The sequence below is a fragment of the Clostridium sp. CF012 genome (genome assembly GCF_018861755.1).
Taxonomy (GTDB): domain Bacteria; phylum Bacillota; class Clostridia; order Clostridiales; family Clostridiaceae; genus Clostridium_AD.
In genome coordinates this window covers 25,151-51,318 of sequence record NZ_JAHLEF010000014.1, presented here as the reverse complement: position 1 = coordinate 51,318, position 26,168 = coordinate 25,151, and the positions used below count along the sequence as shown (strand labels likewise).

Sequence of the window (26,168 nt, the reverse complement as noted above, 5' to 3'; positions counted from 1 at the left end):
TGAGCTAGTTGGTTATCAAAATGAGTATCCATATTGATATATATATTTTTAGTTGTTAAATAAATATTAAATAAAAGACAATATTTAGAGTTAGTTATATAGTATATTTAATATATAACTAACGCTTATTAAAAATGAAAGGTGACTTTATGGAAGAAAAAACAAAATATTATGAAAATTTAATCGATAAATATATATATAATACAATAATTAGTGTTTCAGAAATAGCAAAATGTTTAGGTATTAATTTAAGTGATATGACTGAAGTAGTTGGTTTTTCAATATCTGCTGTCTCAAGAATTAGAAACAAGGTGAAAAATGAACAACATAAAGCTTATGATAGTTTGCCATATGCTTTATGCATGTTAACTTCAATAGACTATTTATGTATATTTGATGGTATAAAAAGTGAAACTTTATCAGAAATAAAAAGAATGTTATTTGAAAACATGTGTGAACCAGTTCCACTGTATTATGATGCTGATGGTGTAGCGCATAACACAATAAGCATCAATAAGCAAAGATGGTATAAAGTAGAACATGTTGAAGGTAGAGGATTTGTATATCAATTGAAATATTTTATATATCGCAAGAAGCAAGAAGAAAAAGAGGTGCAGCGTTACATAATAGAGAATGAGCTAACAAATATACTTAAAAACTGCAGAATAGCGTTTACATTAATGGGATATAAATATGCAGAAAAACGTTTTGATGAGATAAATAATTTAATAAGAAATACCTATAAAAATAGCAATATTATTTATTTAAGTTCTTTTATTTCTGATGAAAACTATTATGGAAAATTAAGATTACCAGATAAAAAAATATATATGTACGAACTGAAAAGTTGTAGTAAAGAGATAATGAATGAAATGCAAGGTGATGCAGATTGTATTATTGACTTTTATTCTTTGGTTTTAGAAGAAATTAGTGATAACTATGTGCTTTTATTCATAAAGAATGAGGAGGAAAAATTTCTTTATAAAGAAATTTATAAAGAAGAATACCAAGATAAAGTAATTTTTGCATATTATTCATATAACAATAATGCAAAAAAAGCGAGATTAGTTCTCAATTACAAAGATAGTGCTTATATAGTAAATAATACTAACAATGTTTTAGATATGTATGATTTATAGCAACCTTCTTGAAATTGGTTTGTGGGTTTTCTTATGCGTTGATTAGTCTGGTGAAGTAAACCGTACTGAAAGTACGATGCATTTTAACCTAAATAGACATACAATTTAATAGACTGATGAGAATATAAAGTATAATCTACGAGCATTAATTCACCTGTCTCGAAAGCAGGTGAATGGGTTATTCCGTTCCGGGGTTCAAATCGTCATTTTTCAACAAAAATTAAGGGTTCTAGCAGTTTATGCTAGAGCCTTTTTAGTATTGTTCTTAGATGAAAAACAGGATAGTGGTGCCTGTTAAACGACAAAACGGGAAATACTAAACGAAAATGTATAATAATGATGATGTTTTGTTAACTTGAATTAGTGATATATGTATATGGACAGAAATATAACTAATTCATGATAGTGAATTTAGTTTAGTTCGAAAAATGATATAATATGTAATAAATCTTTATATGGTGTATAATTAAAGTATAAGAAAGAGTAATAATAAAATATAATTTTTTATAAAAATGGTATTAACCAACTGTAGTAAGCTAGTAGATTACGGGGATAAAAACTAAATTTTTACTTATATACCAATAGAGGAGGTTCGGGTCGTGGCAACTTACAAAAAAAATCCACCTGAGGCAAATGTCCTTATGGAATCTATGCGAGCAATGGGGTATTCATTTGAATCTGCAATTGCGGATGTTTTAGATAATAGCTTGACTGCGCATTCGAGAAATATACAACTAGTTTTTCCTGTTGATCCACAGGATTGCTATGTAGCAATTTGTGATGACGGAAAAGGTATGACAAATTCGGAATTGTATAATGCAATGAAATATGGATGTAATATAAATGAAGGAAATAGGAGTGAATATGACCTTGGTCGTTTTGGTTTAGGACTAAAATCAGCCTCATTATCTCAATGTAAAAATTTGACTGTTGCAAGTAAATGTAATGGGATTATTTCTGCATATGTTTGGGATATAGATTTTGTTAAATCCCAAATGGACTGGATAATTCAAGAATTAGATGAAGAAGAAATTAGTAATATAAGAGAAGTTGATAGACTGAATGAATTGGAAAGTGGAACTGTGGTTCTTTGGCAAAAATTTGATGTTATAGAAAAATCGACAGGTGATGTTTTCACTACATTGGACAGTTATAAAGAACGTACTGCAGAATATCTATCACTTATTTTTCATAGATTCATAAATTCTGAAAAGCAAAAGCGAGTAACAATTAAAATAAATAATTTTATAATTGTTGGATTGGATCCTTTCTTGGAAAAACACAAAAAAACTAATCCTAGAAAAGAAATAGGAATTCCAATTGAAGATTCAAATGGAATAGAAAGATATATAATTGTAAGTCCATATGTTCTTCCTTTCCAGAAGGATATGGATAAAGATGATTATAAGAAAATCGGAGGAGTACAAAATTATAGAACTAAGCAAGGGTATTATATATATAGAAACGAGAGATTAATAGTATGGGGCACTTGGTTTGGATTACCAAAGAATGAGTTAACAAAAAATGCTCGTATAAAAGTTGATATCCCAAACACTTTAGATGACATTTGGGGAATTGATATAAAAAAACAAAAGGCTACTATTCCGAAAATAATTAGGGCACAACTTAAAAGGGCTGTAGATGAAGCTATGGATATTGCCATTAATTCACAAGTATACCGTGGACGGATACAGAATGTTAATGAAGACTTGGACTATGTTTGGGATAGAATAAAGGTTAGAAATGAAAAATATATTTGTAAAATAAATAGGACATCCAGAATCTTCGATTTTTTAAAAGATGCAGATATTAATGATGACATATTGAATAGATTTGAAATGATACTTGAAGAGTTGGAAAATACTTTGCCATATCAACAAATCTATATAGATATGTCAGGGAATAAGATAGCCGATGAGACTGAGACAGATCGTTTGAGTGATGTGTGTGATAAAGCACGATTCTTAATTAAAATGAGTTTTAAAATGGGTAATTTAGATTTAAATAACATCATTGATAAAATATTTATTTCAGAACCGTTTTGTAAGTATTCTCAATTAAAAGAAAAACTACAGGGGGAATATAAAAGTGGAAATTAACAATATTGAAATCATGAAATGTGTTGAAGCGATTGAACATTTGTACAATATAACTAGAAGTTCTGATGATGTTGATGAACAACAACTTCAGAAGAGTATTGCTATGATTATTGAAGTTTCTAAGTATAGATTTAATGAGGTTGAAGCTAAAAAGGTAAAATCAGAGGCTGAGTATTTGTGCCAAACAAAGCATAGTAATGGGACGAGCATTACAAATGATTATGATCACTATGAATGGTATTCAGAAAAATTGAAAGAAGAAGGTGCATTGGACCCGTTTTTTTGGAGTAGATATAGAAAATATTTGCTCGAAGATCAACATTTAGGACTTAATGATGTAAATAAACTAGATCAAACTACATTAATTAAGTTGATGAATTACCTTGGAGATCCTCAAAGCGAGGCTAAATTTTTTCGTAGAGGACTTATTATTGGGGATGTTCAATCTGGTAAGACTTCGACATATATTGGTATGGTATGTAAAGCAGCTGATGCAGGATACAAGGTTATTATTTTGTTGACGGGAACAATTGAAACATTGAGAAATCAAACACAAAAGCGTGTTGAAGAAGGGTTTGTAGGATTTGATATTTCACGTTGTAATGATGGAGCTCAAACATCTCGAATAGGGGTTGGTAAAGATGGTAAATCACTCTCTGTTACTGCGATGACATCAAGAGAGTATGATTTTGTTGGAAATATGAACAAAATAACAACTTCGTTAGAAAGCAATAAGGTTGTTGTATGTGTAATAAAGAAAAATACAACTGTACTTAAAAGATTATACCAGTGGTTATACAATCTTAATGCTGATCCAATAACTAAGAAAATTCATTACCCAATGCTCCTAATTGATGATGAGGCAGATAATGCATCGATTAATACAAACAAGCCAGAAGAAAATCCTACTAAAATTAACGAATTAATTCGTAAGTTAGTAGATGTATTTTGGCAAGCTTCATACGTAGGCTTTACAGCAACACCTTTTGCAAATGTTTTTATTAATCCAGAAACTACAGAAGACATGTTGAATGACGATTTGTTTCCTAATGATTTTATATATAGTTTGCCTACTCCATCAAACTATATTGGGGCTCAAAAGATATTTTACGAAGGTGGAAAATACAGAAAAGCTTTAAAGTATATCGAAGATGCTGGATCTAATGTTGATAATGATTTATTTAATTGTAAAAATATAAAAAGAAAATGGAATGGAACGTTGCCTAAGAATCTAAAGGATTCCATATATACTTTCCTTTTGGCAAATGCTATTAGAGATTTAAGACATGATTTAGATAAGCCTAGAAGAATGATGATAAATATTTCACACGTTAATGATATTCAACAATATGTGAAAGAAAATGTTGAATCTATTTATACAGAAGCATATAACAAAATAAAATTTGATTTATCACATGATTTGGAAAAAAATAAGAAAATCCCAATCTTAAATGCAATATATACTCAATGGAAAATAAATTATGAGGGGTTAGAATTTACATGGGATCAAATTGTAGATTTGCTCTTTACATCTATAGAAAATATACAAATAAAAGTTATTAATAGTTCTAAAGGGTCAGACAATTCGGATTATGTAAATAATTCAGATTTAAGAGTAATTGCAATTGAACAAGAAGAAAATCCAACTAAAATCAACAAATTAATTCTACAATTAGTAGATGTATTTTGGCAGGCTACCTATATAGGGTTTACAGCTAACTACGTAGAAGTTACAGCTACCTCATTTGTACAGGAGGGGTCTGCCTCATCAAACTATATAGGGGATCAAAATAGCTTTTACAAAGATAGGGATAAAGATTTATTTTATTATAAGCATAAAAAAAATTGGAAGGGAACGTTACCTAAAAGCTTAACTGATTCAATATATACTTTTTTTTTGGTGAATGCTATTAGAGACTTAAGACATGATTTAGATAAGCCTAGAACAATGATGATAAATATTTCTAGATTTGTTGACGTTCAACAATACGTGAAAGAAAATGTTGAACAAATTTATGAAGAAGCGTATAACAAAATAAAATTTGATTTATCTCATGATTTGGGGAAAAATAAGAAAATACCAATTTTGAATGCAATATATACTCAATGGAAAAAAAATTATGAAGGAATAGAATTCACATGGGATCAAATTGTAGAAAAGCTCTTTACATCTGTAGAAAATATACAAATAAAAGTTATTAATAGTTCTAAAGGGTCAGACAAGCTGGAATATGAAAGTAATCCGGGTTTGAGAATAATTGCCATTGGTGGTCTATCCTTATCTAGAGGGTTAACTCTTGAAGGTTTAATTATAAGTTATTTTTATAGAAACACATCAACCTATGATGTGCTTATGCAGATGGGAAGATGGTTTGGTTATCGTAAAAATTATGACTTTTTATTTAGGATTTGGACAAGTAAAAAGTCAGCTGATTGGTATACTGAAATATCAGAAGCTACTGAGTTATTAAAAGAGGATTTGGAGGTAATGAGAGAATGCAAGAGAACCCCAAGAGAATTTGGTGTAAGAGTACGTAATGATAGCAAAGAATTACGCATAACAGCTGCAAATAAAATGAGGATAGCAGCAGATAAAACTGAATATATGAGTTATTTTGGTGACGTTTTTGAAACACCATATTTAATAAATGATTTACTACAAAACTCCAAAAATGTTCAATTGGTGCATTTGTTAATAAAAAATGCGAGGGGCAGCAGTGTAAAATTAGATAGATTAGAAAGTCAAGGTAACCATTATGCATTAAAAGATGTTCCTAAAAGAATTGTTATTGATTTTATAAGTAATTTTAAGTCTTCAAAATATAATCGACGTTTTGATACCAAACAAATTTATCAATTTTTAAGTAGCTGTGAAATATCACAACTAGATTGTTGGGATATCGTATTTTTAGATGGAGATAAAATAGAACCACCACTCGTTTTCGAAGGAGCTAAAATATATTCTCTAACACGCTCTTGTTCAGTTGATGAGTATCGAGATAGGATAAATATTGGAAATAGAGGGAAACTTGCAGGTCCTTCTGATGGGCGACAGTGTTTAAATGACGTAGAGATAATTGAAAATGCTAAAAACAACTTTAAAGCGCAGTATCTACAGGATAAAAAAGTGGAATTTAAAGATAAGCAAAAATATCCTATAAACACATGGTTTAAGTATGTTGAAAAGAGAAATCCTCTTTTGTTAGTTTATTTAATTAATTTGAAAGAAGATGGGGAAGGTAGTCTAGCAACTAAGAAGGTCATTAAAGAATCAACGGAACCATGGGTTGGATTGGCTATGGGCATACCTAATTGTGATGGAAGTAATGCTGAAAAGCATACTTATAAGGTTAATCCGATTTACTCAAAGCAAGAAATTAAAGATATGCTAGCTGAAAATGAGGAGGAATAAGGTCATGTTTAATATACAAGAAAGATTCAAGGAATTAAAATCTTATGGATATTTCATAAAGGCTGATGCTAAGCATATTTTGGATTGGTATATCGGACTTGATGATCAAGGAAGGAAATCAATTAAATTTAGAGCAAAATTCACACCTAGAAATATTATGGGTACAAACACAATTATAGTGAATCAATATAAAAGTGATGACTATAACACATTAATTTTCTCTTTAGAAGACAATGAAATTAGTGGATTATTTTATAGATTTTGCGAAGATTTAATGGAGACATCAAGAAGTATTGACGAGCCTGACTTGGGTTATACCAATATAATAAATAGATTTTCACTATGGAAAAAAATGTTTTTAAAATCAAGGAACGAATTTTTAACTGAACCAGAAATCATGGGGCTTATTGGCGAAATCTTATTCCTAGAGGAGCAATTGTTTGGCCTATATGGTAAACACCAAGCATTATTAAGTTGGAGTGGACAGGAACTGACACATAAGGACTTTTCAAATGATGATACGTGGTATGAGATTAAGACCATGCACAGAGGTAGCCAGACAGTTAAAATTTCATCCATTGAACAGCTTGAAAGTGATAAAATAGGTGAACTTGTTGTATATAGTCTCGAGAAAATGAGTCCAGCTTTTAATGGAATTAAATTAAATGAACTTGTTTCAGAGATATATGAATCATTTGATAATGAGGATGATAAGGGGGATTTTTTTACTAAGGTGTCACTACAAGGATTTACATATAATGACCATTATGATGATTATGTTTATGAAGTCAGCGATTGTAGAAAATTTTTAGTTGATGAAGAATTCCCAAAGCTTGATAGAAATAATTTGATTTCTGCAATTGTTAAGGCTCAGTATGAATTGTCATTGGTTAATATTATGGATTATGAAATTAAATAGATAAAGAGGGGTATATATGGATGTAAATGAATATCGTAAAGAGTTTATTGAAGAACTACGTATGGATGCAGCAATTAATTGTACTGACACGGATGATGAATTCGTAGCTAGGTCATTGGAAATATTGGAATCATTAGGCGAAGTTAGTGATCCGGTTAAGTTCTATTTTGGAAAACAAGGTCGAAGAAATAGGATGATGCAATTTAACGCATATGCGTTTGATGAAGCTGATGGATCCATTATACTTATTATTAGTGATTTTAAAGATACATTTAATCTTGAGACGTTGACAAGGACTCAAATTGATGTATTATACAAAAAAATGGTTTCATTTATTGATGAAGTATATAAAGGGAATATTGGGGACTATTGTGACGATGCTGATCCAACACTTGATGTGGCTAAGGAAATAAGAATTAAAATAGGAGCAGATATTGAACGAAGTAGTATTTTAAAATTTAAGTTCTATATTATTTCGAATTCAAAACTTAGTGAGCAGGTTAAGTCGCTTAAAAGGGAAGATTTATTGGAGAGACACGTTGAATTAAACGTTTGGACTATTGAACGTTATTTTGAAATAATGCAGTCATTTAGTAATGAGCCAATTGTAATTAATGTAAATGAGTTTGGTATTAGTGGTATTCCATGCCTTAAAGCTAAAATGAATGATGAAATAGATTACGATGCTTATTTAGCAATAATAACAGGTAAATTTTTAGCTGATATATATTTAGCTTATGGTAGTAGACTTCTTGAAGGGAATGTTAGAGCATTTTTGAGTATAAAGGGAAAAGTAAACAAGGGGATTAGAAATACAATTATAAAAGAACCAACTAAATTTTTTACATATAATAATGGGGTTGCCGTAACAGCAGAGCATGTTGAATTTATGCAAGGTGAAAATGGACTTGAAATTACATGTATGAGAGATTTGCAGATAATTAACGGTGGTCAAACTACTGCATCATTAGCAAGTGCAATAATCAAAAAGGATAATAAAGAATTATCGAATATCTTTGTTCCAATGAAGTTGACGGTAATTAAGACAACTGGAAGTGAAGATGAAAGAGGAGAAATTTATAACAATATGGTTCAGAAAATCTCTAAATGTGCTAATTGCCAAAATCCAGTTAAGGATGCTGATTTCTTCTCGAATAGTCCGTTCCATATTTTAATAGAAAAAATGTCAAGGAAATATATGGCGCCTCCTATTCACGGGAATCTACATCCTACTGTATGGTATTATGAGCGATTTCGTGGGAAGTGGGAACAAGAGCAAATGAAATTGACAAAATCTGAAAGAGAAAAATTTAAAGCTAAATATCCAAAAGAACAGAAACTAACAAAAGAATTATTAGCTATGTATTTAATTACTTTGGATTGTTTGCCATATGTTGTTGCAAGGGGTTCTGCAAAAAACATGAAGTACTTTGCGGATAATATTGATAGGCAATATACTACATCAAAAGAGCAATTTAATGAATTCTATTTCAAAAGGGCGATATGCGCTGCTATTATTTTTAAGAATGTTGATAAGCTGCTATATAGACAACCGTGGTATCCAAAAGGGGGAAATAAAGCTCAAATCGTGCCGTATACAATTTCTAAGATCATTAACTGTATACCAGTAGGCCTTTCTTTAAATTTTATGATTATATGGCAAAAACAAGAGTTATATCAGTCGCTTATACATGAGGTAGAAATAGTATGTAAGATAGCGCACGAATTTTTAGCTGATTCTCATGGAATTATTGTAAGGGAATATGCAAAGGATGTAAAAACATGGGAAGAATTTAAATGCATACCATACAGTTTGACAGAACGTTTCTTGATTGACCTTGTACCAATGGAAGAAATACAATCTGAAGCAAGACAAGCAAAAAAAGAACAAAAATTAGACAATGATTTAGCATTAGAGATTATAGTTTTGCGTTTTGGTGCGGATTATTGGCGTAGATTATTAAAAATAGGGTTAGAAAAAAAAGTATTAAATATAAAAGAAATGGAATTGCTGAAAATTGGTACACAAATTGATAGTTTAACACCCAAAATTCCGTCTTCACTGCAAGCTAAAAAGATGATGGAAATTAGAGATAAGCTTGATTCTGAAGGAATTGTAGTATAATAGCACTAAAATGAGTTATTACCTAAAGAATATAATATTAATAAATGAGAAATGATTTGAGGTAAAGGTAAAGACTATGTGTTTTATAATTAAAAAAGGAATAGATTATGGGAGAGGAAAATGAGAAAAGAGGAATTTGCTCAATGGTTAAGAGTTGTAAAAAAATTAGGACAGGGGACTATTAGTTCACGTGTATCAAATGTCCTGCGAGTAAATAGGGTAGAGGGAGATTTAGATAAGCACTATCAGGAAAATGATTGTAAAATATTATTAAATAAGCTTGAGTATTCAAAGTTGGATTATTCTGAAAAGAAACCACTAAATCACAAAATAATTATTGATGGAAATTATCTTACTGGAACGGCAACATTAAAAAGGGCCGTAAAGTTATACTTAGAATTTTGTAGGAGCGTTAGTGAGGATATTGATAATTGTACGGAAGTTGCAATAATAGTTAAAACTAAAAAAAAGATAGTTAAAGACATTGTTAAAAATAATAATAAAGAGATAAATAGTATAATACTTGATTCGTATGAATGTTTTACTAAGAAATTTAATATTACAAAAACTGATTTTTATAACTTCGGATTAGAAGAAACAATATATCCATTAGCTGAGAGAGTAGAAGAATATTGGGATGAATTAAAAAAAAGATTATTTAATAATAAAAAAGTATATATTAGAGGATACGGCAGAGATGCTCATGGTACACCACTATATAAAGAATTTCATGTAAAAGTATTTGGAAATGAAAATGTTAAAAAGGATCCAACAAATAATCTACAGCCTCAAAAACTCATTCAGAAATTAACTGGATTTAGACGTAATGATAACTTAATGAATTATCAAGTTTCGCATATTTTTGGTATGACACGTAATGCATTAATGTTTGAAGCACCATGGAATATTGCATTAGTCCCTAAAATAATAGACCCATTAACAGGGCATGAAAGTAATGGAGATTGGGCTAAGGAATATAAGGAGCTATTTCTAAAGGATATATATATAAAATATGCTAAATATATTGATGAATATAATCAACTTGCTAATAAATATGATTTTCAAGGTAAAATAGCAGAGTTCGGTGTTGAAAAGGCATCAGATGTATCAAGTGAATATTTTAATTTGAAAAAGCGGAATAAACTACTATCTGATTTAAGCAATGATTTTAGGTTCTTATAGAACGGATTAATAAATAACGTGAACTATATTACCATAATATATGATGAGCTATTTTATAATACATTATAAATATATATTATTATAATAATAAAAACTTTTATTCACATTATAGTGAGTAGGAGTTTTTTACTTTCTAGGAGGTATTCGTAAATGATAGATACTAATTATTTAAGAGAAAAAAATAGGGTAGCAATAACAAGTTTTCTTCAATGGGAGGATAGAAATGGAAGCTATACAGATAAAAACAGTGATATTGAAGGTGTCAAAAGGATGTTATATGAGGATGCAATAAAATATTTTTTTGGAGTAATAAACTCAGAAATATATTTTGCTATTGCTGATAATATTTTTGAGTTAACATATGAAGAAGTAATAAAGTATTCAAAAGAGTTTAATATCTATGATAAAACAATGTATAAGATGAGACTGTTGTTTAAGCAGAACAATAATACTAAAGAATTCTATAGGAGCTTAATAGATTAAAACTATATTTTTATATGAGTGGGAATATCAATAATAGAGATATTATCTAGAGGTACAATAAGATAACCAACATGTAGTGGCGACAATTGACATAGGAACTAATGTTCGATACAATGATAATATAGAATTTTCAAATACAAGTTACTATAAGTGATAAATTTGAAAATTATTTATAAAAGTAGCAAATATATTACAATTTAAAAGCATATTGTTATTCAATTTTATCTATGATAAAATAGTATGGTCGAAAGGGATAATATTATGGCGAAAGCTCGGAATAATTAGGTTTTGTTATAAATATAATAATTGAAAATGATTTATTAGAAGAAATTAATAATAGATTTGAAGGTAATATAGAACAGAAGAAACAATGGCTGTCTTAAGAAGGGATTGGGAAATATATATGGAAAGAATTAATTATATAAATAGACATCTGAGGACTGTAAGTTTATTTTCGGGAGCTGGAGGTTTAGATTTAGGTTTTTTAAATGCAGGATTTGATATAATATTCGCTAATGACTATGATAGATATGCAGTTGAAAGTTACAGAGATAACATTGGAGATCACATACAATTAGGAGATGTAAATGAGGTACTGGATCAGATACCAGAACATGATGTTCTTATAGCGGGGTTCCCGTGTCAGCCATTTAGCTTGATGGGGCACCAAAGGGGCTTTGAAGATGAAAGAGGGACTTTATTTTTCACTATAGAAACAATATTAAGAAGACATCAATCTAAGATAATAGTTTTAGAAAATGTAAAAAATCTACAAAGCCATGATGGTGGAAACACATTCAGAAGAATGAAAAGAATACTAGAAGAGGATCTAGGGTATATTTTATTCCATGATGTATTAAATTCTGCCGACTATGGAATACCACACACAAGAAGAAGAGTATTTATTGTTGGATTTAAAAGAGAGTATTATGAGCAAAATAATTTAGCATTTGAATTTCCACCACCTACTATAGATTTAGAAACTACAGTTCAACCTACAGTTCAAGATATACTAGATGAAGATGTTGATAGGAAATACTTTTTATCAGAAAAAATACTTAGAACAATAATGGCTACAGGGACTAGGAACTATGTTGCTAGGCCAGAGATTAATTTGGAAGTAGCTAGGCCATTATGTGCTACTATGCATAAAATGCACAGGGCTTCACAAGATAATTATTATGAGGATAGGATAAACCGTGAAAGATTCGAAGATGATGAAATAAGACCTATTTCAAATGTTAGAATGCTTACACCAAATGAATGTAGAATTTTGCAGGGATTTCCGAGTGATTGGAATCAAGTTGTATCTAATACACAGGCATATAGACAATTTGGGAATGCTGTAACAGTTAATGTAGCATATAGTATTGCTATAGCGATTGTACAAGCTTTAAATATAAATTTAGAAATTGAGGTATAAGAAATGGTGAAAATAGAAAAGAAATCTTTTAGCATATTTCAAGAGTTAGCTGGTATTACTAAGACTGGAGAAAAAAAGATATTTCGAAATATTTTGAATGATTTTGTTAATTGTATTTGTCAATTATATAAAATACAAAAAAAAATTATTGTACAGAAAAATGACTATTCAATTGAGCTTTATAACTTCCTTATAAAGCTAGGAGTCATACGGAATGTCGATGAAATATATAAACTAAAGATTGTTTTAGACAAAGATTTTGACGTTATAATGTCTGTTTTATCAGAATATTTAAGCCTTAATGAAATGATAGATACTAACTTAATGAAGTATATGGATTATTATAGAGAAAAGGCAATGATTGAATATTATAAAGATACAAAAAGCCCTACTGTGGTAGATTTCTTTTGCGGTTCCGGTGGGATGAGCTTGGGATTTTATCAAAATGGCTTTAAAACACTGCTTGCTAATGATATTGAAGATGTATGTACAGAAACGTATTCATTTAATCATTCTGAGGTTCCAAAAGAGAGAATTATAACCGGAGATATAAAAGAGATTGTTGATAAAATTGATGAATATATTAATGATGAAGTAGATGTTATAATAGGGGGTCCGCCATGCCAAGGATTTTCAATGGCTAATAGACAGAGACTAATAGATGATCCTCGGAATGTTCTTTATAAGTATTATGTAAGAGGGGTCGAGAAAATAAAACCTAAATTCTTTGTGATGGAGAATGTAGCGGGTATGATAAGTGTCGCAGACCAAGTAATAGAAGATTTTCATAATCTTAAAGGAGCGGATTATGATGTTTGCTATCATGTTTTTAACGCAAGCGACTTTTCAGTGCCACAAAATAGAAAACGTCTGATTTATATAGGAATAAGGTCAGATATAAGTGAAAGGTTACAAATTAACGCAAAAGAAATAATTAAAGAAATAGAATCTTATGCTGAAGGTATGGAGAAGTATGTTTTGCAAGATGCTATTGGAGATTTGAGAGAACTACAACCATTAAGAATAAGAAATTCTACAAAAATGGACACAGAGGAATCAGGAAAAAAGATTGAATGCAATAGAAGTAAGGCAAGTAGTGCGTATGCAGACTTAATAAATCAAGGATCTAGAAATACACTTATTTTTAATCATAAGACAAGATATAATAATGACCGAGATATAGAGATTTTCGCGAGAATGCTGCCAGGAGATAAGTCAGATAGTGAAAGAATAGCAGATATAATGCCGTATACATCAAGAAGTGATATTTTTAAGGATAAGTATTACAAGTTAATTCCTAATAGAATATGCAAAACGATTACAGCCCATATGAAGTTCGACTGTAACATGTATATACATCCAAATCAAGCAAGAGGGTTAAGTCCAAGAGAGGCTGCGAGGGTGCAATCATATCCAGATAACTATTTCTTCTTAGGTCCATATACTAAGACATATATGCAAATAGGAAATAGTGTGCCTCCATTAATGTCAAATGCAATAGCAGATATCTTAAGGAGATATCTTAGAAGATAGTTTTAGAAGACTATCTTCTTTTTTTTGCCCGAGTACAATCAAGATGGTCTGACAATTATAAGATAAGGCATTGACAGGTAAGATCGGGGAGAGTATAATCATGGTAATAGATGAAAGGGAGGTATTATTATGATATATGAAGTTAATGAAATATTAAACAAAGGGGAAGAGTATTTAAAAAAAGTTGGTGTAAGTGTAAAAGAAATAGAATATATATTAGATGAAGATAAGTTTCAGTGTACTTTAGCTATAAGACTACCAGAAGTGTGTATATTAAAAGAAAATAGGTCAACAGGCAGTAGAAGTAAACAGTATCATATCCATTTTACAGGAGATGGAATGAAGAACTTTTACTCACAGATTGAATTGCAAAATGCAATTAGCTCTACTGAAGATATCAAGATAAATATAAGACTAATAAATAAGAATCTAATAGATTTACAAGCAAGGCATAATAATATTAAGAATAATGATTCAGATAAAGAAGTATTTGATGTAATAGAAAATGGGTATGTTTTAAGTAATACAGTTAAAAAGATATCAGTCAGAAATGATTTATCAAAGCAAGTACAATTAAGTAAAATAAAATATGATGGAAACGCATTTTCAAAATTAAGAACATACCTGTTTCCGGGCGATTTATTACTCTTCTATAAATATAATGATAGTGATGAGTATTTAGTTGTAGGTATTCCTTCTGAAAATGCTGATGGTATTAATTTTAGTAAAGGGGCTACAAAATATACAGAGATTGCTGCAAATGAAGAAAATAAGAAAGAATTAAGCAGTAAGAAAATATTAAGTCAACGTAAATTAAAAGAGGTTACTGCTGACACTATTGCAGAAACTATTTTTAATGATGATGAAGATGATGATGAATTTGAAGATTTAGGTAATTATAGTGATGGAAAAAAGAAATTAAGAGAAAGAACAGAAAGACATCAAAAAATAGTGAAGAAGTTAGCTAAGTATTTGGAAGCATGTGGGTTTACAATATATGAAAGTGCAATTGACTGCTTAGCAATAAAAAACGAAAAGAAAATTCTAGTTTTCGAAATTAAAACTTTAGAAGCATCTGAGGTTGATGAAAGAAAACAAATTCGTAGAGTATTATCTCAATTATGTTTTTACGAAGAATTTAGGATGGAAAACTACAAAGGATTAGAATGTACAAAAATAGGTGTATTTGAAAGAAAAATTGATGATAAATACATTGCTTTTTTAAGAAAATACAATATAGAAGCATTTTGGTATATGGGTGATCAATTATGTGGTAGTAATAACAAAATACAAATATTAAATGATTAGTGACATTAAATAAGAGGTTGCTTTCTTTAATGTCAAATGAAATAGAGGATATCTTGAGGAGATATCTAAGAAGATAGTTTTAGAAGACTAGTTCTTTTTTTACCCGAGTACAAATGGGATAGTCTGATAATTATACATTAAGGTGTTGACAGGTAGACTCGGGGAGAGTATAATCATGGTAATAGATAAAAGGGAGGTCTTATTAAGATAGGTGAAGTTAATAAAAGATTAAACAAAGGGAAAGGGTGAGGGTATTTAAAAAAGTTGGTGTAAGTGGAAAAGGTTAAGTATAAATAAAAATTTAACAAGGGGGTCAGAATATGTTTAATAGAGTATTAACAGATATCAATCAATTCTTATCTAATATTGGGGTAACAAATTATATTTTAAGAGGTGAAGATTTTCAGGGGGTGTTTATTAAAAGGTTATCCAATTCCAACATTAATAATGAAGAGAAAAAGGATCTTAAACCTAATGATAAAAGAAATCATCAATCTCATTTAGATGTTCCTGGGAAAAAGAATATAAATTTCTTTTTTTCGCAAGACGTACAAGATATGCATAACAATGGAGAGAAAATAGGAAAATTTATTAATATTGATTTAATAAGAAATAATAGCGATTATATTAATCAAATAGATGTCCCTATAACGAGGGTTGAATTTAAGCGTAAAGAACTAACTTATAAAAAAACAATTAGGGCGACACACTCACCATATATTAGTAGTGGTATTACTGGAAGCACATTAATAGAATGCAGGGCAATATTAAAATTAGGTCATGAGTCTAATGTGCAAGTTCAAATCAATACTCCGGTTCCTACTGATAGATTTAATCAATTTCGCAAAAAACTATATAAAAATGATATATTGGTATTATTAAAAAAGGATGAAGATAATTTTGTAGGAATAGCGATACCATCAGAGGACCTTCATAATTATAATGATTTACAATTTACAATGGCTAATACAGTGATATTAAATGGCGGGGCAGGAATAGACGAGGCAGAAATAGAAGAGGATGAAATAGAAGTAGAAGAGGAAGAAATAGAAGAAGCAGAAGTGGTAGATGATATAAATAAAGGAGATGGCCATAAGCAGGAAGAAACGGTTAAGGAAGATAATACATTTGAACTAGATACTAATAATTTGGAATTTGTACTGTATACACCACCGTTTGGAAATAAAACGCCCAGCTTACAAAGTGGAAATCAAAGAAGAGCTAGGAAAAAAGATTATGATAAAGCTAATAAGACGAATGGGATTAAAGGCACTTTAGGGGAAGAGGCAGTTGTAATTAATGAAAAAGAAAAATTAATATCAATTGGGAGACAAGACCTTGCAGACACCGTTGAATGGGTGTCTAAAACAAAAGGAGACGGATTAGGATATGATATTGAATCTTGGAAGGTTAACGGACAAATTGCAGAAAAAATGTATATAGAGGTAAAAACAACTACAGGTCCAATTAGTACTCCTTTTGAAATAAGTGCAAATGAGGTTGAGGTATCGAAGGAACTTGGAGATAAGTATTATATATATAGAATATTTGGTATAGAAAAGATAACTACTAAAATTAACTTTTATATAATAAATGGTGATATTACAAAACATTTTGAATTAATTCCATCCTCATTCAAAGCTTATCTAAATACAGAGGATATTTAATGGATTGGTAATAATATAAGCTAAATACATGAAGTCGAATTCCATGCAACTAAATTATAGTCAAACATTTTAAATATCAACCATTTATAAAGAGCTATATATTATAGATATAGCTTTACTACATCTATTTCAAGATACATTGCGTCATATAGTGAGAAAACGTTAAATAGATATAAGAATCCAACAGATATTTTTAATATTAACCGATTAGTAAATTTATGAAATTATATTAAGCGTTTTTACAACTTATATAGGATAATATGGTGCACCCAAAAATATAATTCACTGCAAAACTTTGTGAGAATTCACTGCAAAAAATATTTGTAGTGGTGGTACCAATAGCAGTTATTCTAGTATAAGGACTGGCAGGAAATCAGCTACGTCATTTCTTACTGCATAATATAAATAATGCAGTGTATTGTTAGAAGTCTAAGATGGAGTAAGATCTGTCTTAGGCTAAATGAAAATTTTAATAATAGCCACTTCAATTAATTAGTTTAAATTTATCTGGATATGTTAAATTAAGCGCTTTAGAGACTGAACTACTAAAACATCGTTTTAACATCCAACCAAGTCCATTTTCATTAAAATTACTTCTAGATAGCTTTTTAATGATATCTTCATCAGACCACTTAAGCTTTTCCTCTATTAGCCACTTCGTAGATTCTATTCCATCTTCTAATGTCCATTGGCTATGATTTGATATTATAAAATCCCATGACCTAAATTTATTGGGATATGCTGAATCTAATGCTTTATATAATCTCCCATCATAAACATTCTCTAACATTCTCCTTAAGCCATTATCATGAAATATCTTTACGCATATGTATTTCTTAACATCATTATGTGACCATTTCATCTTTTCCTCTATCAACCATTTAGTAGCTTCTATCCCATTCTCTGTCTTCCAATAAATTGTTGGAACAAAGTTCAATTCCCAAGGTTTGAATATATTAGGGTAGATATAATTTATTGCATTATATGTAGAATTATTAAAAACAAACTCTAACATACATCTAAGTCCATTTTCCCTAAATATATTTACATTCAACTTTTCACATATATCTTTGTTAGACCATTTTAGTTTTTCTTCTAAAAGCCACTTAGTAGATTCTCCACCTGTTGTTACTGTCCAATAATTTTTAGGTACAACTTTTATTTCCCAAGGTTTAAATTTATTAGGATAAGCTGAATTAATAGCTTCAAATGGTGATTTATTATAAACTGCGCACATCATTCCACAAAGTTTATTATTCAAAAAAGTTGATGATGAAAACATTTCTTTAATATCACTATTAGACCACTTTAAAATTACTTCTAACAAGTACCTAGTTATCTCAATTGCATTTTTATCAGCATCTGGTTTCTGCCAAAACCCTTTAGGAAATGATTTAATATCGCCAATTAAAACCAGTTTATAAATCTCTATTGCAGTTAATCTATATAAATTTTTTCTTTCTTTTCTAGTAAGCATAATTAAATTCCCCCCCATAGTAACCTTCTCTCATTTGCATACACTTACAACCATTAATTCAATATTTAAACAAATATAATTAATTTTACATTACAAAGCACTATAATACAAGAAAAATGAATAGATAGTTTATCACCCTTGGATTACAAATATAATCATTTTTAAAAACAAAGTATAATTACGAGAATTAAGATATGTCTTAGGCGATTTTTTATATGTAACAATCATAAATTCAAATATATATTATTACCTTGAATAACATATATAGAATTCAAGGAGGATATAATTATGATAAAGTTAGCTCACAAAACAGAAGTAGAAACTCTAAAAGGTTTACCTGCAGAAGTAAAAGAAAAAGCATTAGAAATAGTAACTATTCTTGATGATAATTACGGCGATATAAGGGTTAAAAGGGATCTAGGAGGATATGTACTAATAGCAGAAACCCCAGAAGATGTAAAAACTATAAATGAGCTAATAGATTTTGAATATACTTTTCCAGAGTATGTTGAACTAATATCATGTAAAAATAGTGGTGGCAGCTACACTAATTCTCTAATGCTCCTAAGCAGTGATTATAGTATAAGTCTATTGATTCCAAATATATTAACACCTGAGAATTTATTAATATATTTGGAGGGATAATTGTGAATGAAGATAATATTGAAACAGAAGCTAAAAAAATATTAACTGACTTTGAGCAAGCATTAGTTGCAGATGGTAAAGCACTAAAAACTATAGAGAGTTATATAGGTGACATTAGGGTATTTCTTGGATGGTTAGAATCTAAGGGTAACATCTTTATCGGAAACCTAAAAAGGTTTCATATTACAGCATATAGGAATTACTTAGTCCAAAATAACTACGAGATAAATACCATAAATAAGAAAATTAATAGTCTACAATCATTTGGTCAATATCTAATGGATGAAAAATATCTAACTGAGCAAGTGGTGAATTTAAGAAAAGATAAATTAAAGGTAGCGGCAGGTAGTGAAAAAGAAGTGGAAGTATTCACAGATGCTGAAGTAGAAAGGTTCTTATTTTATATCCAATCGGAAAAAGTAAGAGCTAGAGATAGTCTAATAATACTACTGCTATTGTACACTGGGGTAAGAGTATCAGAACTTGTAAATGTGAAACTAAGGGATGTAGATATGTTATCTATGAACCTAACTGTAGCGTGGGGCAAAGGTGGAAAAAGAAGGGAGGTTCCACTAAAGGGAGAAGTCGTTGATTCAGTTAAGGAATACTTAGAAGGAGAAAGAAGGGTGAATAAATTTGCAAGTAGTGAGTATTTAATATTAACCAATAGGTCGCCAAGGATGGATAGGGATGCAGTGAATAGTGTATTGAAAAAGATGGAAAGTAAGCTGATTATAAGAATGCACCCACATAAATTTCGTCACACATTTTGTACTAGACTGTTAAAAAAAGGAGTAGAATTGACAACTGTTGCAAAGCTTGCGGGCCATTCTTCAATTCAGACAACAGCTAGTTTCTACATCAATACGTCTTCAAAGGACAAGAGGGAGGCTGTGGAACGGCTATAGATGGTATATTTTTCTGCAATAGTAGATACTACTAATCTAAAATATCGATACTAGCAGTATATAGATATGAAATGAAAAATGGAGGTAAAAAAAAATGGCAACACCTAAAAAGAAAAGCAATATTATACAAGAAATAGTAGAGGTTGATGCAATGCCTATAACAAAGATATCAAATGGTAGACAGGCGATCGAGTTTAAAATCAGTGAAGAAGCTAAAAATATAATTGAAGAATTCAAAGAGAATTTAGTGGGAAATAATAAGGCATCAACGACCGTTAAATCATATATTTTTGACGTTAATAGCTTTATTTCTTACATAGAAAGTGTAGGAATAGTATTTACTGGCGAATTCAATACTTCTCAGTATAGTGACTTTATAAAAACTCAAATTGAATTAAAAGTTAAACCTAATACTATTAATAAACGAATAAACAGTTTGCAACAGTTCAATATTTACTTATTATTAAAAAAGTATATGAAGGGTGTAATTATAATATCTAAAAACGATAGACTGCCAATAAATTAATTACTACTTTACTGGTAGATATAGAAGATAATAAAGAATTTAAAAATGAAAATATGTAAGGCGCTTAATCTCAAAGTAATTGAGGTTAAGTGCTATTTTTATGCGAGAGGAATGATAAGGATATGACGAGTTCAATATATTGTGTTGGCAAAATAAATAGAGGGCAAAAGGAAATTATAGTAGCAGAAGATAATAATAACAATATTACTCCTGCTAAAAGGATAAATATAGTATCTATAAAAATGGTGAGGGAAGCAACAATGCTCTATGATATACGAAGAATATCCTCGCCAGCAGATGCAGTTGAACTTGGAAGAAGGTTTTTGGATGAATTAGATAGAGAACAGCTATTGCTATGTTGCCTAGATACTAAAAATCAGCCAATTGCATTGAATGTGGTGTCAGTAGGTAGTCTCAATAGTTCCATAGTTCACCCTCGTGAGGTATTTAAAGTTGCAATTCTAAGCAATGCAGCCTCAATAATATTATACCATAATCATCCTTCAGGTGACCCAACCCCATCTAGTGAAGATACTAGTATTACTAATAGGTTAAAGGAATGTGGAAAACTAATTGGTATCGAACTAATAGACCACATAATCATTGGTTCAGAGGGTAGATACTGTAGCCTAAAAGAAAAAGGAATATTGTAGAGTAAGGAGATATAAAAGATGTTTGATAAAAGTAACAGGTACATCACCAAAGGAATTCAACAGGAAATGCCATTAGAATTACAATTATTAATGTGGAATTATATAGATAAACTAAAAGAGCAAGGGATGGAACTAGACTATTTGCAGGTATTTGAACTAATTGAGCATAGAGCTGATGATATATTCTACCAAATCATAGAACATAGACAAGAAGTACCAGAGTACAATAAAACTTATAAGTTATTTTCAAAGAGAATCATTAATGCAAAGGTATTTGTAATTTGTGATGGAAAGTATGCGACAATGCTTCTGGCAGAGGAATATTAGGAGGACTAAATGAAGAGAAAATTAAGTGATGAAAAATGTTTTAACTATGATAGTAATGAGCTTCTAGGTGTAATGAGATTTGATTTCCATGATGGTGCATTAGCTAATCAATGGAATACGAAAGATTTATTAATTAAGTTGAAGAATAATACGGAAATAGATTTAAAAAAGCTACAAGAAGAATTAAATTACATTCAATTTAACATTATTAATGAGTATAATAAGGTTGTAGAACTATGCAATGGTACAGGATATGAGAATGAAACCTTAATGTATATAGATTTAGATATAGCTAAATATGTAATTAAATTAATTCCAGTCAGAGATACATACTCTTATATTTATACATACATTAAGGAGATCAGTTAATGGACATACTAAAAATAATTAAGATAATTTCGATAGTTCTCCAACTTATAGTAAGTGGCTTATCTCAATCAGAATCAATTACAGGTGCATCAGCTAAATTTGGAGTGTCAGAAAACCTGATAAAAAGATTTATGAAGATATAAATTTTCACTATATATTTATTAAAAATTCAATAAATATATAGTGAGTTTTTATTATGTTAAGTAAGTTCTAAGTTCTACGAGACTATTTTTTTTTTGAAAAATACCGTTGTAATCAATAATACGATTATTATAATATTTTTAGCTATAAAAGTAGTTATATTAAGAATAGGAAAAGAAGTGTTATAATCAAATACATAAATAAAAGAAAGGAAAGATTAAATCTAATGATAGAAACAAGGCATACTGATGAAGAGAAAAATAACTGTGTAAACGAATATCTTAATGGTATGGATAAATGCTATTTATCCAGTAAATATTCAACATCAATTAGGACTATTGATAGATGGATAAAAAAAATTAATGTTGATGAAGTTAAGTTAAAGATAGCTAAAAGGTCCGGGACAATACCAAAAGATATACAAGAAGAAATTCTTAAAATATTGAATACTAATCCTATATTTCAAGGCTTTAATATAGCAGAATGGAATGAACCGAAGGTAATTAAATACATAAATAATACATTTGGTATTGAGATAAATAGGAGGATGGCGAAAGCATTAATAGAAGATGCAGTAAAAGTAAATACTATTCAATATGAGGATAGAGTGGACAGCTACATAGAACAATTCGATACTTTAGGGTATAGCATAGTGCTATTAGATTACATAAAAATAGGTAAGATTAGTAGAATAGAGATAGAGTCATTGGAACTTAGAAAATATACAAAAAATAAATTAGATGTTAACCTTGTAATTGCTAGGGCAAATGATCATATATATTTAGATGTAATTGTATCAGAAATTAATATAGTAGATAAAAGTAAAATAGAAATTATTAAGACTTCGGAAAAGGAAAGATTAGACAGACAGGTGCTTCAAAGAAAAGTAATTGTAGATGATAAGTATGATATATTAAACAAAATAAAGAGGCTAGAGGGTAATGAGAATATTGTATTTATAACAACCTATGATAAAGATATTGATAAGCTCATAAGGAAAAGAAATAAGATAAAATATTATATAGTGAATGAAGGTATATATAATAAACTATTACAAGAGAAATATGAAGGTATGCATGGTAAATCTGTAGTTGATTATATGAATAACGAGAACAATAAAAGTAGAAGATATGAGTCAGTTAGGGATATAAGTGAAGTAGTATGGGGGAAGGTTAATGATTATGTATTAAAAATTACAAAATATAGAATTGATATAGAAGAAAACGCAAAGAATACAGAAAATAAAACTTATAAAATGAAGAATGATGAAGAAAAAATGAGAAAAAGAATGGTAATATTAAATCATAATTTTATATATAACATTTAAGACAGAGAACTTTGAGCTCTGTCTTTTAATTTACAGTTAATTACATAGAGATGTGATATATATACTATTAATCTATAATAAATCTTGTAAGGAACACAGAGAAAAACATAGAGGAGGAATTAAAATGTTTACAGATAAACAGTTGGAAGAGATTGAACAAATGGGAATAAGTATCTGCAAAAACACTTTTAAAGTTAATTACTTTAGTCCTAACAAGTTTGCTTCATATATTAAAGGGAAATCACATCTGATTTACAACAAAGGAGAATTCTACACGTACAATAATGGAAAATGGAGCAAGGTAGATGAGTTAAGAGTTTTTAAGAGGTTAAGAGCTCAACTTCACAAGTATTTTGATGACATTTGGAGCACTAAGGTAGAACGGGAATATGTAGAAGCATTGAAGAGAATAGTACTACATAATGAAGAATTAAATAGTTATAAGGATTACATAAACATGCTAAATGGAATGTATGATTTAGAAACACATACTTTAGTAGAACATAGTCTAAAATTTTATAGCACTATTCAGATACCTATTAACTACGATGAGAATGCTGAATGTCCTAACTTCATGAAGTTCTTAGATGAATGCTTCTTAGGTGATGAAGATTCAAAGATCCTTTCACAAGAATGGGCGGGATATTCTATGACGGCAGAAGTAAAGGCGCAAAAGGCACTGGTACTTTACGGTACAGGTGCTAACGGTAAAGGAGTATTCATTGATTTAATAAGTTACTGTATCGGCAGTGAGAATATATCAAGTGTTGCTCTTAATGAGCTTAATAAACCTTTTATGCGAGTATGCTTACACAATAAGCTTGCTAACATATGTAGCGAAAATGAAAATAATGGTGCAAGTCTTAACACCCAGTATTTTAAGATGATAACAGGGGAAGACGTAATAACTGCTGAGCAGAAATATAAACCAGCCTTCTCATTCAAACCTACAGCAAAGATTATTATGGCAATGAACAATCTGCCACATACCAAGGATACTAGTCATGGATTTCAGAGAAGATTGAGTGTTCTCCATTTTAGGAATACTGTTGCTGAAAATAAAAGGGACAGAAACTTGAAAGATAAGCTAAAGCAAGAGCTACAAGGCATTTTTAATTGGAGTATATTAGGTCTGAAAAGATTAAAGGAGAATGAATTCCGATTTTCAGATTGTAATGTTTCTAATGAAGTAATTAAGAACTATGCAAAGGACATTAACCCTTTTATATGTTTCTTTGAAGAGTGTATTGAAAAAGCAGAGGAGTCCTATAAAGAAGATAAGAAAGTAATCTATAACACATTTAAGGTATGGGCAGATGCTAACGGAATGAAAGGATATGCGGATATAAGTACTAGGAAGTTCTGGGCGAAATTCGATGAACAGTTAAAAGTTCTAGGGTATATGGGCAAATCTGGACATTCCAATAAATTGAACTATCATACTGGAGTAAGAGTGATTGGAGAGTTCAAAATTGATATAAACAATCCAATTTATAAATACTAAAACTTTAATTGGGGAGTATAGAGGGGGTGATTGGGTGGAATTAGGGTACATCAATTTCATGTAAATCAATGGGTTGGGGGATTGGGTAAGTTTATTATTAGAAATATTCATAAAAATATTTTTAATAATAAATATAAAACATGGGTAAGAAAGCTCCCATACATCCAAACATAATGAAATCAACGAATTCCAGGTGTTTTCAATACACCTAAATATGTCCATGAATAACCCAAAATAAAAAATACAAGGTAATGGGTACAAAAAGCAATCAAATAAAAGATAAAAGGAGAATGATTAAATTGGCAGTAATAAAGAGAAGACCAGTACCAACAACAAACGCTACAGAAGAAACGAAAGTGAAAACAGGTAAAGAAACAACAAGAAAGCCTAGAAGACCAATAACTGAATTACTGGAAGAATGGAAACATTCAGAAAAAGAAAAAGAAAAAGAAAAAGAAGAAGGTTCAGAAGTAGAAGAGGTAGAAGGCTTAGCAGTAGAAGAAACAGAAGGTTCAGCAATAGAAGAAGGACAAGAAATTAAGGAAATAGATACTCAAGAATATAAAGAAATAAAAACAGACATCATTCAAGAAACCAATAAGAATTATAACCTAGAAAAATTTCAACCATCATCAAGTAAGAAAATAAGTAGAAGCAATCTAGTAGCAGGAGTTATGTCAGTTGTAAACTCTAAATATGCAAAAAGAGTGACTTTATCAAGAGGCTTAATGGATAAGTTAAACAATCCAACTAAGGTTGCAATATCATTTTCAGATGAAAGTATTGCAATAGGAGTAACATTACCAAATAACAATAATCAATTAGATGTCAAGATAATGGGCAAGAACGGGGTTATTTATTCAGCAGGAATTGTTTCAGAAATAACTGATAAGTATAAGTTGAATTTCAGTAACAGAACATCAATAACCTTTTCAGAAGTTGAATACATTAAATCAGATGGATGCACCATTGCAATAATTAATGCTAAGCAAGTTAAATAA

At 29.8% G+C, this 26,168-nt stretch carries 22 protein-coding genes; 21 read left to right on the top strand and 1 reads right to left on the bottom strand.

From position 1 onward, the window contains the following. The first annotated feature begins 149 nt into the window (after nucleotides 1-149). The 11 genes from KPL50_RS13955 to KPL50_RS13905 all read left to right on the top strand — a co-directional run bounded on the left by KPL50_RS13955 (nucleotide 150) and on the right by KPL50_RS13905 (nucleotide 17,290). Entirely contained in the window at nucleotides 150-1,139 is a 990-nt protein-coding gene (locus KPL50_RS13955; protein WP_216299138.1) for a hypothetical protein, read from the top strand. Nucleotides 1,140-1,738: 599 nt separating this feature from the next. Next, complete coding sequence (locus KPL50_RS13950; RefSeq protein ID WP_216299137.1) at nucleotides 1,739-3,238, top strand: ATP-binding protein; 1,500 nt, start codon at nucleotides 1,739-1,741, stop codon at nucleotides 3,236-3,238. Continuing rightward, entirely contained in the window at nucleotides 3,228-6,650 is a 3,423-nt protein-coding gene (locus KPL50_RS13945; RefSeq protein WP_216299136.1) for a Z1 domain-containing protein, read from the top strand. Before KPL50_RS13950 ends, KPL50_RS13945 begins: the two co-directional genes overlap by 11 nt. A 4-nt stretch (nucleotides 6,651-6,654) precedes the next feature. Further along, entirely contained in the window at nucleotides 6,655-7,569 is a 915-nt protein-coding gene (locus KPL50_RS13940; RefSeq protein ID WP_216299135.1) for a PD-(D/E)XK motif protein, read from the top strand. Between the two features lie 16 nt (nucleotides 7,570-7,585). Then, nucleotides 7,586-9,694, top strand: a complete 2,109-nt coding sequence (locus KPL50_RS13935; RefSeq protein WP_216299134.1) for an AIPR family protein — start codon at nucleotides 7,586-7,588, stop codon at nucleotides 9,692-9,694. 120 nt (nucleotides 9,695-9,814) lie between these two features. Continuing rightward, a complete protein-coding gene (locus KPL50_RS13930) occupies nucleotides 9,815-10,876 on the top strand; it encodes a hypothetical protein (RefSeq protein ID WP_216299133.1) in 1,062 nt (353 codons plus the stop codon). Between the two features lie 150 nt (nucleotides 10,877-11,026). Continuing rightward, nucleotides 11,027-11,359: a hypothetical protein gene (locus KPL50_RS13925; protein ID WP_216299132.1), complete on the top strand. Its 333-nt coding sequence runs from the start codon at nucleotides 11,027-11,029 to the stop codon at nucleotides 11,357-11,359. Nucleotides 11,360-11,762: 403 nt separating this feature from the next. Further along, on the top strand, nucleotides 11,763-12,782 hold the full coding sequence (locus KPL50_RS13920; RefSeq protein ID WP_253200625.1) for a DNA cytosine methyltransferase: 1,020 nt from the start codon (nucleotides 11,763-11,765) through the stop codon (nucleotides 12,780-12,782). A gap of 3 nt (nucleotides 12,783-12,785) precedes the next feature. Continuing rightward, nucleotides 12,786-14,315, top strand: a complete 1,530-nt coding sequence (locus KPL50_RS13915) for a DNA cytosine methyltransferase (RefSeq protein WP_253200624.1) — start codon at nucleotides 12,786-12,788, stop codon at nucleotides 14,313-14,315. A gap of 129 nt (nucleotides 14,316-14,444) precedes the next feature. Next, a complete protein-coding gene (locus tag KPL50_RS13910) occupies nucleotides 14,445-15,623 on the top strand; it encodes a hypothetical protein (RefSeq protein WP_216299131.1) in 1,179 nt (392 codons plus the stop codon). Between the two features lie 320 nt (nucleotides 15,624-15,943). Then, nucleotides 15,944-17,290, top strand: coding sequence for a DUF3883 domain-containing protein (locus KPL50_RS13905; RefSeq protein WP_216299130.1), 1,347 nt, complete (start codon nucleotides 15,944-15,946; stop codon nucleotides 17,288-17,290). A gap of 484 nt (nucleotides 17,291-17,774) precedes the next feature. Here KPL50_RS13905 and KPL50_RS13900 read toward each other — a convergent pair whose 3' ends face one another. Further along, a complete protein-coding gene (locus tag KPL50_RS13900) occupies nucleotides 17,775-18,767 on the bottom strand; it encodes a hypothetical protein (protein WP_216299129.1) in 993 nt (330 codons plus the stop codon). 288 nt (nucleotides 18,768-19,055) lie between these two features. On the opposite strand from KPL50_RS13900, the gene KPL50_RS13895 reads away from it, so the two are divergent. The 10 genes from KPL50_RS13895 (at nucleotide 19,056) to KPL50_RS13850 (ending at nucleotide 26,168) form a co-directional block, all read left to right on the top strand. Continuing rightward, nucleotides 19,056-19,412: a hypothetical protein gene (locus KPL50_RS13895; RefSeq protein WP_216299128.1), complete on the top strand. Its 357-nt coding sequence runs from the start codon at nucleotides 19,056-19,058 to the stop codon at nucleotides 19,410-19,412. Nucleotides 19,413-19,414: 2 nt separating this feature from the next. Next, a complete protein-coding gene (locus tag KPL50_RS13890; protein ID WP_309245179.1) occupies nucleotides 19,415-20,320 on the top strand; it encodes a tyrosine-type recombinase/integrase in 906 nt (301 codons plus the stop codon). 94 nt (nucleotides 20,321-20,414) lie between these two features. After that, a complete protein-coding gene (locus tag KPL50_RS13885) occupies nucleotides 20,415-20,846 on the top strand; it encodes a phage integrase N-terminal SAM-like domain-containing protein (protein ID WP_216299127.1) in 432 nt (143 codons plus the stop codon). Between the two features lie 122 nt (nucleotides 20,847-20,968). Beyond that, complete coding sequence (locus KPL50_RS13880) at nucleotides 20,969-21,499, top strand: JAB domain-containing protein (protein WP_216299126.1); 531 nt, start codon at nucleotides 20,969-20,971, stop codon at nucleotides 21,497-21,499. An 18-nt stretch (nucleotides 21,500-21,517) separates the two neighbouring features. Then, nucleotides 21,518-21,826 carry a DUF960 family protein gene (locus KPL50_RS13875; RefSeq protein WP_216299125.1) on the top strand — a complete coding sequence of 103 codons (309 nt, stop codon included), beginning with the start codon at nucleotides 21,518-21,520 and terminating at the stop codon, nucleotides 21,824-21,826. Nucleotides 21,827-21,835: 9 nt separating this feature from the next. Next, nucleotides 21,836-22,195: a hypothetical protein gene (locus KPL50_RS13870; RefSeq protein ID WP_216299124.1), complete on the top strand. Its 360-nt coding sequence runs from the start codon at nucleotides 21,836-21,838 to the stop codon at nucleotides 22,193-22,195. Next, the gene (locus KPL50_RS13865; protein ID WP_216299123.1) at nucleotides 22,195-22,338 is read left to right on the top strand and encodes a hypothetical protein; all 144 of its coding nucleotides are present in this window, start codon (nucleotides 22,195-22,197) and stop codon (nucleotides 22,336-22,338) included. Before KPL50_RS13870 ends, KPL50_RS13865 begins: the two co-directional genes overlap by 1 nt. Nucleotides 22,339-22,562: 224 nt before the next feature. Continuing rightward, complete coding sequence (locus KPL50_RS27090; protein WP_253200623.1) at nucleotides 22,563-23,663, top strand: hypothetical protein; 1,101 nt, start codon at nucleotides 22,563-22,565, stop codon at nucleotides 23,661-23,663. A 124-nt stretch (nucleotides 23,664-23,787) separates the two neighbouring features. Then, on the top strand, nucleotides 23,788-25,167 hold the full coding sequence (locus tag KPL50_RS13855; protein ID WP_216299122.1) for a phage/plasmid primase, P4 family: 1,380 nt from the start codon (nucleotides 23,788-23,790) through the stop codon (nucleotides 25,165-25,167). 299 nt (nucleotides 25,168-25,466) lie between these two features. Beyond that, nucleotides 25,467-26,168 (top strand): hypothetical protein, encoded by a 702-nt coding sequence (locus tag KPL50_RS13850; protein ID WP_216299121.1) that lies wholly within the window; start codon nucleotides 25,467-25,469, stop codon nucleotides 26,166-26,168.

Coding starts and splice junctions, on each gene's coding strand:
- KPL50_RS13955 (WP_216299138.1), top strand. CDS start 150: ATGGAAGAAAAAACAAAATATTATGAAAATTTAATCGATAAATATATA.
- KPL50_RS13940 (WP_216299135.1), top strand. CDS start 6,655: ATGTTTAATATACAAGAAAGATTCAAGGAATTAAAATCTTATGGATAT.
- KPL50_RS13935 (WP_216299134.1), top strand. CDS start 7,586: ATGGATGTAAATGAATATCGTAAAGAGTTTATTGAAGAACTACGTATG.
- KPL50_RS13930 (WP_216299133.1), top strand. CDS start 9,815: ATGAGAAAAGAGGAATTTGCTCAATGGTTAAGAGTTGTAAAAAAATTA.
- KPL50_RS13925 (WP_216299132.1), top strand. CDS start 11,027: ATGATAGATACTAATTATTTAAGAGAAAAAAATAGGGTAGCAATAACA.
- KPL50_RS13920 (WP_253200625.1), top strand. CDS start 11,763: ATGGAAAGAATTAATTATATAAATAGACATCTGAGGACTGTAAGTTTA.
- KPL50_RS13915 (WP_253200624.1), top strand. CDS start 12,786: ATGGTGAAAATAGAAAAGAAATCTTTTAGCATATTTCAAGAGTTAGCT.
- KPL50_RS13910 (WP_216299131.1), top strand. CDS start 14,445: ATGATATATGAAGTTAATGAAATATTAAACAAAGGGGAAGAGTATTTA.
- KPL50_RS13905 (WP_216299130.1), top strand. CDS start 15,944: ATGTTTAATAGAGTATTAACAGATATCAATCAATTCTTATCTAATATT.
- KPL50_RS13900 (WP_216299129.1), bottom strand. CDS start 18,767: ATGCTTACTAGAAAAGAAAGAAAAAATTTATATAGATTAACTGCAATA.
- KPL50_RS13895 (WP_216299128.1), top strand. CDS start 19,056: ATGATAAAGTTAGCTCACAAAACAGAAGTAGAAACTCTAAAAGGTTTA.
- KPL50_RS13885 (WP_216299127.1), top strand. CDS start 20,415: ATGGCAACACCTAAAAAGAAAAGCAATATTATACAAGAAATAGTAGAG.
- KPL50_RS13880 (WP_216299126.1), top strand. CDS start 20,969: ATGACGAGTTCAATATATTGTGTTGGCAAAATAAATAGAGGGCAAAAG.
- KPL50_RS13875 (WP_216299125.1), top strand. CDS start 21,518: ATGTTTGATAAAAGTAACAGGTACATCACCAAAGGAATTCAACAGGAA.
- KPL50_RS13870 (WP_216299124.1), top strand. CDS start 21,836: ATGAAGAGAAAATTAAGTGATGAAAAATGTTTTAACTATGATAGTAAT.
- KPL50_RS13865 (WP_216299123.1), top strand. CDS start 22,195: ATGGACATACTAAAAATAATTAAGATAATTTCGATAGTTCTCCAACTT.
- KPL50_RS27090 (WP_253200623.1), top strand. CDS start 22,563: ATGATAGAAACAAGGCATACTGATGAAGAGAAAAATAACTGTGTAAAC.
- KPL50_RS13855 (WP_216299122.1), top strand. CDS start 23,788: ATGTTTACAGATAAACAGTTGGAAGAGATTGAACAAATGGGAATAAGT.